The 8,099-nt window shown below is 62.3% G+C and carries 4 protein-coding genes and 1 pseudogene; 3 read left to right on the forward strand and 2 right to left on the reverse strand.

The genetic code is table 11. From position 1 onward, the window contains the following. The first annotated feature begins 2 nt into the window (after window positions 1–2). The 3 genes from QZY01_RS17520 (at window position 3) to QZY01_RS17530 (ending at window position 5,216) form a co-directional block, all read left to right on the forward strand. The gene (locus QZY01_RS17520) at window positions 3–2,150 is read left to right on the forward strand and encodes a PqqD family peptide modification chaperone (RefSeq protein ID WP_294539735.1); all 2,148 of its coding nucleotides are present in this window, start codon (window positions 3–5) and stop codon (window positions 2,148–2,150) included. A gap of 16 nt (window positions 2,151–2,166) precedes the next feature. Continuing rightward, window positions 2,167–4,149, forward strand: a complete 1,983-nt coding sequence (locus QZY01_RS17525) for a preprotein translocase subunit SecA (RefSeq protein WP_294539737.1) — start codon at window positions 2,167–2,169, stop codon at window positions 4,147–4,149. Between the two features lie 80 nt (window positions 4,150–4,229). Further along, on the forward strand, window positions 4,230–5,216 hold the full coding sequence (locus QZY01_RS17530) for an efflux RND transporter periplasmic adaptor subunit (protein WP_294539739.1): 987 nt from the start codon (window positions 4,230–4,232) through the stop codon (window positions 5,214–5,216). 147 nt (window positions 5,217–5,363) lie between these two features. On the opposite strand, the gene QZY01_RS17535 is transcribed toward QZY01_RS17530, so the two are convergent. Together QZY01_RS17535 and QZY01_RS17540 are read right to left on the reverse strand one after the other, a co-directional pair. Next, window positions 5,364–5,975, reverse strand: coding sequence for an AAA family ATPase (locus tag QZY01_RS17535; protein WP_294539747.1), 612 nt, complete (start codon window positions 5,973–5,975; stop codon window positions 5,364–5,366). A 123-nt stretch (window positions 5,976–6,098) separates the two neighbouring features. Continuing rightward, a pseudogene (locus QZY01_RS17540) lies at window positions 6,099–8,099 on the reverse strand (hypothetical protein); the annotation flags it as partial.

An 8,099-nucleotide genomic window follows, 5' to 3' on the forward strand; every position in this document is an offset into this window, starting at 1 on the left:
GCATGAGCAAATCGCTTTTCAGCAGTTCCTGGTACAGGGTCGCGGACCTCAAGCCGCGCCTGCGCCCGCATACAGCCACGCACCGGCATGTATTCCGCGGCAAGATTTGGTATGTCCTCCAGGATCACCAGACAGGCCGTTTCCACCGTCTCTCGTCTATCGCAAATCTGATGCTGAGCCTGATGGACGGCAGGCGGACGGTGGGAGAGATTTGGGAGGCTGCGGGTCGCAAGTCCGCCGAGGACCCGCCCACGCAGGACGAAACGATCCAACTCCTCGCCCAACTGCATAGCGCCGACCTGCTCCAGGGAGAATTGCCGCCCGATTTCGGCGAGATGGCCGAACGCGCGGAACAGGCGGGCCAGCGCCGGGTCATGCAGCAGTTGCGCAATCCTATAGCGTTCCGGCTTCCGCTTTTCGATCCCGATCGCTTCCTCGACGCCACGCAGTCTCTTGTGCGGCCATTGTTCTCGATCGCCGGCTTTCTCGGTTGGCTCGTTCTGATCGCCAGCGCCCTCGTCCTTGCGACGTTGCATTGGTCCGAATTGACGTCCGACCTGGCCGATCGGGTGCTCGCCGCCGAAAATCTCGCGCTGATCATGTGCGTCTACCCGGTGATCAAGAGCCTGCACGAGCTTGGGCATGCGTACGCCACCAAGATTTGGGGCGGGGAGGTCCACGAGATCGGCGTGATGCTGCTGGTTTTTATTCCCATTCTCTATGTGGACGCATCGGCCTCCGCTGCCTTCAGGCAGAAACGCCGGCGCATCATCGTCGGCGCCGCCGGCATCATGGTCGAAACAGCTCTCGCCGCCATCGCCATGTTCGTATGGTTGCACGCCGCCCCAGGTCTTGGCCGCACGATCGCCTTCAACGTCATGCTTGTCGGCGGGGTGTCCACCCTGCTTTTCAACGGCAATCCCCTGCTCCGGTTCGACGGCTATTATATTTTTTCCGACTTGATAGAAATTCCAAATCTTGCGAGCCGTTCGAACGCATATTTCCTCTATCTGATCCAGAAGCGGCTGCTCAAAATCGACGACGTCGAATCGCCGGCGACGGCGCCCGGCGAGGCCGTGTGGTTCCTGCTCTACGCGATCTCGTCCTTCGCCTACCGCATGGTGGTCTCGATCGGCATAGCGCTTTTCCTGGCAAACAAATTCATCGTGATTGGCTCCGCGATGGCGATCTGGTCGCTTGCGGCCATCTTCCTGCTGCCGCTTTACAAAGGACTGAAGTTTCTCGCGGCGAGCCCGCGCTTGCAGGGCCGCAGGCGGCGCGCGTTTGGCGTCATGGCCGGGCTCGCGATCGCCGCGTCGGCCGCTTTGTTCCTCATCCCCTTGCCTTACGCAACGGTCGCGGACGGAGTTGTGGTGTTTCCTGACCAAGCCGAACTCCGCGCAAAGACCGCGGGGTTTGTCCGGGAAGTGAAGGCGCCCCCCGGGACCGAAGTGGAAGCGCGCCAGCCGCTTGTTGCAATGGATGACCCCGCTCTGCGCGCGCACGTGGCCGTGCTTACCGCCCAACTTGATGAGACGCTAAATCGGCTCGAAGCCGTCAAGGACATCGACCGGGTCCAGGCCGAGATGTTTTCGGATCAAGCCCATCATCTCGAGACCAAGCTCGACACCTTTCACAACCGACAACGCGATCTGACGGTCTCCGCCGATCATCCGGGCCGCTTCGTGATGGCGCGCGCCGAAGATTTGCCCGGCCGTTTCGCCAAACGCGGCGAACTGCTCGGCTACGTTATCGGCGCCCACGATCCCGTCATTCAGTTGCTGGTTCCCCAATCCGATATCGACCTCATTCGGAATTCGAAGGCGACCGTGCAGGTGCGCCTCGCCGACGACATCGATCACCCGATCGCGGCGCGCATTCGTCGCGAAACGCCGGCCGCCCAACAAAACGTCCCCAGCCTCGCCCTGACGACCCGCGGCGGGGGCGAGATCACCCTGGATCCCTCGCGCGGCCAGCAACCGGCGGCGCTCTTCCGATTCTTCCTCGTGGAGATCGAACTCCTCGAACCGACCCGCGTCCGCTACCTTGGCATGCGGGCCTACGTGCGCTTTTCATTCGAAGATCAACCGATCGCGTGGCGCGTCATCCGCTCCGCGCGCCAGTTCTTCCTTGGCCAGTTCCGTGGATGATACCGATCGAACCGGGATGACGTTCGCGCCGAAGCTGCCCGCGCTTCGCCTCTACCCGGAGAAGACCGAGCCAAAAGAGAACGCCTTCGAACGAGCGACGCTCGCCGCGCAGGCCGTGCTCGTTGCGGGAACCTCTCGAAACCGCGCGCGCCGCCTGTGGCGAATTCTCCCGCTCGTCCGGCGCCACGAGGACGAGTTTGCCGCGCTGGCGACAGAGGGCCTCGTCCGGGCGAGCCGGCCGATTGCGGCGGAGTTGCGCCGTCATCCAGGTTTCCCGGACGAATTGACGGGGCGCGCTTTCGCTCTCATCCGCGAGCTATCGAGCCGCGTCCTGGGCAAACGGCATTACGACGTGCAGATCGTCGGCGCGTTTGCGATGGTCAACGGGATGCTTGCCGAAATGGCCACCGGAGAGGGCAAGACACTGACTGCGACGCTGGTGGCCGGAACGGCGGGCCTCGCCGGCGTGCCTATTCACATCGTCACCGTCAACGACTACCTCGCTCAACGCGACGCTGAACTGATGGGTCCGCTTTATGAGCGACTTGGCTTGAGCGTGGGGGTGGTGATCGGCGGACAAAGTTACACGGAACGTCACGCGGCATACGCTTGCGATATCGTCTACTGCACGAATAAGGAGCTTGCTTTCGATTACCTGCGCGACCGAATGGCGCTCGGTCAGGCCGCGGGCGACCTGACGTTGAAGGTCGAAGCGATCCATACGGCGATCCCGCGCACAACTCGCCTTCGGATGCGCGGCCTGCACTTCGCTCTTGTCGATGAGGCTGACAGCGTCCTCATCGATGAGGCGAGAACGCCCCTGATCATCTCGGGCCCGGAGGAATCGGCGATGGACGCCGCCACCGTCGCCGAAGCGCTCGCTCTTGCCCGAGACATGCGCGCCGGCGCCGATTACGTCGTCTCGATTGAAGAGCGCCGCGTCTATCTGACGCCTCTGGGGCAGACGCGCGTCGCCGCGTTCGCGGGAGCGTTCGCGAGCCATTGGCGCGGCGTCGTGGCGCGTGAAGAACTGGCGCGACAGGCGCTGACCGCGGTCCACCTGTTTCATCCGGGTCAGCAATATGTGGTCTCGGAAGGCAAGGTTAAGATCGTCGACGAATATACGGGACGTATCATGCCCGACCGATTCTGGAGCGACGGCCTCCATCAACTTATCGAGCACAAGGAGGGGTGCGCATTATCGGCGCACCGCCGAACTATCGCCCGGATGACCTACCAGCGCTTTTTTCGCCGCTATCGCCTGCTCGCGGGTATGAGCGGAACCTTGCGGCCGGTCGCCCGCGAGCTTTGGCGAGTCTATCGTCTCCCCGTGGTCGCGATCCCGACGGACAAACCGGTCAAGCGGATCCATATGCCCGACATCGTCGTCGCCACCGGCGAAATCAAGTGGCGGACGATCGTCGCGCACGTGAAGGACCTGCACGCGCGCGGCGCCCCGATTCTGATCGGCACAAGCTCGGTTGCGAGTTCGGAGCGCGCCAGCGTCGAATTGCGAAAGGCTGGAGTTCCGCACACGGTGCTCAATGCGCTGCAAGACAGCCGCGAAGCTGAGATCATCGCTCAGGCCGGCCAGAAGGGCCGCGTCACGGTCGCCACGAACATGGCGGGACGCGGAACGGATATTCACCTTGGCGAAGGCGTCGCCGCGCTCGGCGGACTGCATGTCATCATGAGCGAACGACACGACGCTCGACGGATCGATCTCCAGCTCGCTGGCCGCAGCGGCCGGCAAGGGGAGCCAGGATGCTTCCTGGCGATCCTTTCGCTGGAAGATCCTCTGTTGGAAACAGAATCCGGACTCGCGCTATCGCAGTTCGCCAAATTGGCGCACGGCGCGACGGGCGACTGGATGGGTCGTTTAGTCTCGGAATACGCGCAGTGGCGCGCGGAACGGCTGCACGCGCGTATGCGGGCGCAACTGTTGCGCTCCGACCAGTGGCAGATTAAGACCTTGGCGTTTACAGGCAAACCGGAATGACTTGAAACACCTCTCATCTCTATCTTAGTGTTACTAACGCTTGCCAAATCGATCGCGCGCGCATGATGGGGAAAATGGATTTGACGACGACAGTCTCCTGCTTCGAGTGGCGTTTGGGGCATGCCTTAGAGCGTTTTCCAGCGAAGTGGATACAGGTTCGCGTGAAGAAAACGCGTAAAAGTAAGAAACTGGAGCCCCGATCCGATTCAATCGGATCGGATAAGGCTCTAGCCGGAATCTTTTTCGTTGCCCTTGCAACCTGCAATTCGTCTGTGCGCGCCGCGACGTTCGATTGCGTGCTCGAGCCATCGCTCACCGTCAAACTCGGCAGCCCGGTTTCCAGCCTTCTCGCCGACGTTCAAGCTGAACGCGGAGATGTCGTCAAGCGCGGTCAAGTGATCGCTCATGTCGAGTCAGCCGTCGAGGAGGCCGCCGTTCTGTTTAATCGCGCGCGGGCCGAAAGCACCGCTGAAATCGAGGCCAAGCAGGCCATACTCGCCCAGAAGACAGGCATCATCAACCGCAAGCGCGGCTTGCAGGAATCGCATGTCGGCAGCCCCCAGGACGTCGAGAACGCGCAGGCCGATTTCAACGTCGCCAAGCAGGAAGTGGCTCTCGCGGTTCTCAACAAGCGCATGGCGGAAATCGACCTGCAGCGATCGAAGGCCATGCTTGATCAGCGGACCATCCGCAGTCCGATTGACGGCGTCGTCACCCAGCGCAATCTGGGTCCAGGCGAATATGTCAATCAGGAATCGAACATTGTCAGCGTCGCGCGTATCGATCCCTTGAATGCCGAGACGTACCTGCCGGTGCGCTACTATGGCGAGGTGAAGATCGGCGACAAGGCGAAAGTGCGTCCGAACGATCCGGTCGGGGGAGACCGCGATGCGGAAGTGAGCGTCGTGGACCAAGTGTTCGACGCCGCAAGCGGCACGTTTGGCGTACGGCTACGACTGGCCAACTCCGATTACACGGTGCCTGCCGGGCTACGCTGCCGAGTCACCTTCAGCATACCTGAGAAGCCCGCTTCCCGCGACGCGTCCGCAGAGCGCACAACCCCTTGATGGGAACGGCTATTACCATTGGCCTTCGCTTGCGACTGGTCGGAAGCCATAGCCCGTCCGCAAGGATGGGCGTCTATCGACGCCCTACCGGCGCTCACCGGCGTCAGCCGGCGCCGCTCCAGTTGGAGCGGATACCATCGGTCCTTATCAAGGGCGGTTGGTATAAGCTGGAATGGAACGTTGCCGAAGCGCGCCGACCACGAGGTCGGCCAAGGCAAGCGTCGTGAGGCGGCCGTCGACGATCAGTTCCGCATCCGCTATGATTGCTTTGTGTTGAGCAAGGTACATGTCCCTCAAAATCGGATAGTTGAGCAGATATTGACGCTGCCAGGCGAGAAATTCCGAAGCCTGACCAGACGCATTTTGGCGACTGAACATCTCGATTGCCGCTAACATCGCCCGAGAGAGGGCGACATCGAACGGCGTGTCCACCCAGACGAGAAGGTCGATAAACCCGCCCGTCCCGCGGTGGAGGCGCCCAAAAGGCGTCTCAAACAGCACAACCGCGCGCATTTCCGTTCCCGACTTGAGCGTCCGCCGCGTCAATTCATCGATAAGTTCGATGAGAGCGAATTCGTTCGGGTCGCCGCCACGGCGAAACCAGTCTTCGATTTCCCGCACCGACATGCGCGTAAGAGTCTGGAACTGATCGTACTCCACGACCTGAGCCGCCATGCGGCTCGCCAGCGCGCTAACGAGCGCACTTTTGCCTGCGCCAGGAATGCCTGCTACGGCGATCACAGGGGCGCGATCGTTCATGCCTGAAAGCTCCGGACGACTGGCGGCGCGGTTCACCCCCTATACCATCGGCCCTTGAAAAGGACCGATGGTCTTATATGAGAATGCCGCAAACATCGGCGACGCCATCGTCTCCTGCGACCGTCAGATGTCGAACCAAGCCCTGGCGGCCTCGCGCCCAAAATGCCCCAACGCTCCAAACCAGGTCCTGGGCGCGTCGCCCGATCGATCGACCCCGGAATGCCCGATCGCATGCGAGGCCGGCTTGTCGATTGGAGCCGCGTCGAGGTGGTCTAGGACGATGGTCACTGGCTCCGGATCGGGTGGAATGAGACGGCCATCGATGTCGTCGAACAGCCAGAACGCGGCGTCGGCATCCGCGACATCGCCGTCCGAGACCTCGACAACGATTTCGCTGTCGCGGATCGCCCGAATAATCAGGTCCTTGGCCGAGACGGCCTTATCGATCGATACGGTCCCGAAATTATCGCCCGAAGCGGAGACCTCGTCCATCGAGATCCGCCAGTTCCTCGCCAACTCGCCGAGCGAGTAAGCGACGATGGGGTCGTCGGCGCCGGGGCCGGCTTCGGACGAGGCCGACGCGCCACTGGTCGGTGAGGAAGCCTCGACGTTGCCGTCACCGGATGAGGAGGCGCTCGCCAAATGGGCGGCGGGGTTATCACCGTCCTCGTTTTCCACGATTTTATTGCCCGGAGGCGCCACAATCGTGTTGATGCCGGAACCGCCGATAATCAGGTTCCCGGTTCCGGTCACCGTGATCGCGTTGTTTCCGGCGCTCGCAGGATAGATAAGTTGAGCGGTCAGGAGCACTCCCGACGTCGAGAACATCGCTTCGCCATTGGCGCCGATTATCGTGTTGCCGGAGCCGGCAATCGTGATCTTGTTCGATTTTGAGCCCCCGATGATCACGCTTCCGCCCGATCCGCCCGGCGAGTCGTTTGGCCCCGTGATCGTGTTATTGCCGGCGTAGGCTGGATCAATCGATTCAATCGTCGTCAGCACTCCGCTCGTGAAGAGAGCCTCGCCGTTCGCGCCGATCACGACTGCCGGTCCCGAAGCGCCGAGCGTGATGGTGTTGGAGCCCGAACCGCCGATAATGAAGTTGCCGCTGCCGGGCGCTGTGATCACGTTGTTCCCGGCGCTCGCCGTATAGATGCTCTGGGCGGCCAGGATCTGTCCCGTACTCCCAAAGGTCGCCTCGCCGTTCGCGCCAAAAATCGTGTTGTTCGAACCTCCGATCGTGATGACGTTGGACCCGGAGCCGCCGATGATCACGCTTCCGCCCGATCCGGCCGGGGTTCCATTCGCTCCGCTGATCGTGTTGTTTCCGGCGTTCGCGGGGTCGGACGATTGAATGGCTGTCAACACCCCGTTGGTGAAATTCGCCTGACCGTTGGCTCCGATAACGTCGTCTGAGCCATAAGCGCCGAGCGTGATCGCGTTCGACCCGGACCCGCCGATTACGACATTGTTTCCCGAACCGAGCGTGATCCGGTTGTTTTCGGAGGAGCCTGTCGATGGCGTTCCCCCGCCGGTTGCGTTTGCATATGTCGAAGCGATCGTTGTCGTCGACGACAGCTGCGGCCCGGGACCGGTGAAGCTGCCGTCGCCAAAGTTGGCTTCCACCCCCCGTAGCGTCGCGCTCGCGCCCGACAAAACGCCCGTGGGGCTGCCGACGTAATTGCCGTTGGCGTCGGTGGTCCAGACAGTATATTGGTCCGCGCCGGGGATGCTCCAGGCGACCTGATACCCATTTCCCGTCTGCTTCGCCCCGACCGGCGTCCAGCCACCGAACTGGCCGGCAGTGACGAAGCTGTTCTGGTACTGGAGCAACGGCCCGGTCCCCCCGCTGGCGGGATTCAACTCGTACAGGTTCCCGACCTGCGCCAGCGTCGTGACGCCATTGGTCGCAATCGGGGTCGTCGGCGACGCCGGCTGGGCGCCGGCGAAGGCGCCGTCGCCAAAGTAGGCTTCCACAGCCCGCAGCGTCGCGCTCACGCCCGACAAAACGCCCGTGGGGCTGCCGACGTAATTGCCGTTGGCGTCGGTGGTCCAGACAGTATATTGGTCCGCGCCGGGGATGCTCCAGGCGACCTGATACCCATTTCCCGTCTGCTTCGCCCC

It is taken from the genome of uncultured Rhodoblastus sp. (assembly GCF_903903185.1).
Lineage (GTDB): Bacteria > Pseudomonadota > Alphaproteobacteria > Rhizobiales > Beijerinckiaceae > Rhodoblastus.